Here is a 1,232-nt window from a genome sequence, read left to right on the forward strand (position 1 = left end):
TCGAGGACTCAGGCTCGGGCCCTCCTCATGCTCACCCGCATCGCGGGACGCTCACGCGCTGACGAATCGGACCCAGTTGGGACCATGCCCCGTCGGGACGGTCTGCACCGTGCGCAGCGCCCCGTCCGGGCCGACGCTCACCAGCGCCACCCCGCCGGAGGCCTCCCCGGCGATCACCGCGAGATCACCCCGCGGCGACACGGCGAATCCACGGGGCTGCTGCGCGGTGGACGCGCGGGCCACCACCGCGCCCAGGATGCCACCTTCACCGACGGCGACACTCGCGACGGTGCTCGCGGTGCGTTCGGTCGCCAACAGGAGGTCCCCACCGCGAGCCAGGTGGACGTCGGCGCCCCAGATGAGCCGTTCGGCGGCCGGATCGGCACCGAGCCTGCTGCGTCCCAGGGCGGCAGCGGGGTCGGCGATCTCGACGGATTCGCGCGCGCTCAGCGCCCCGTCCACGCCACGTGCGTATCGAATCACCTCACCGGAGAACTCGGTGATGACGTAGGCCTGCGATCCATCCGCGGACAGAATCAGGTGGCGGGGGCCCGAGCCTTCGGGGGCGGCCACCGTGCCGGGGACCAACGCGCGGAGTTCACCGCGGGCGTCCAGCGCATACTGGGCGATCAGGTCGCCCCCGAGAGAGACGAAGTAGGCGTTCAGTCCTGCCGGATCCGCCACGACGCAGTGGACATGCGGGAACTCGACGCGTCCGCTCGCGATCCCGAGACTGCCGTCGCTGATCGGCCAGACGGCACCCCAGCCACCGTGGTAGGACGCCCCGAGCAGCAGCGTCCCCTGGCGGGCGAGGCTCAGGTAGGCGAGCTTGTCGGGGATGTCGGTGCGGGCGATCTCGGTGAGTGCCCCGGAGGCGGGGTCGAGCGTGAGCGTGACGACGGCCGGTCGCGGTGCGGTCGTGGCCGCGTAGACGAGCCGGCGCTCATCGTCGACGGCGAACGTCCCGCAGCCCTCGCCCACGAAGGTGGTCAGGACGGGAGTGAGGTGGCCCTCTTCGAGTCGCAGCACGCTGATGGTGCCGCCTTGGGGGTTGCCGACCAGGACCAGGGACGCGTTCGTCATGCGCCCCATCGTAGGAGGGTGGTTGACCCGGTCGCCGGGCGCCCCTCCTGGACTTCCGGAGTCCTCAGCGGGCTGGGGCTCAGTCCTCGGCGGGCTGGGGCTCAGTCCTCGGCGGGCTGGGGCTCAGTCCTCGGCGGAGGGGCCGCAGG

1 protein-coding gene is annotated in these 1,232 nt (G+C 72.2%); it reads right to left on the bottom strand.

What is annotated here, in order from left to right; all coding sequences use genetic code 11:
- Positions 1-51: 51 nt before the first annotated feature.
- A complete protein-coding gene (locus V7E09_RS13865; RefSeq protein WP_324511546.1) occupies positions 52-1,083 on the bottom strand; it encodes a lactonase family protein in 1,032 nt (343 codons plus the stop codon).
- Positions 1,084-1,232 lie beyond the last annotated feature (149 nt).

This window comes from Propioniciclava sp. (assembly GCF_036744435.1).
Classification (GTDB): Bacteria; Actinomycetota; Actinomycetes; order Propionibacteriales; family Propionibacteriaceae; genus Propioniciclava.

Bases quoted from the DNA above. Each gene is read 5' to 3' on its own strand.
- V7E09_RS13865 (WP_324511546.1), bottom strand. From the start codon at position 1,083: ATGACGAACGCGTCCCTGGTCCTGGTCGGCAACCCCCAAGGCGGCACC.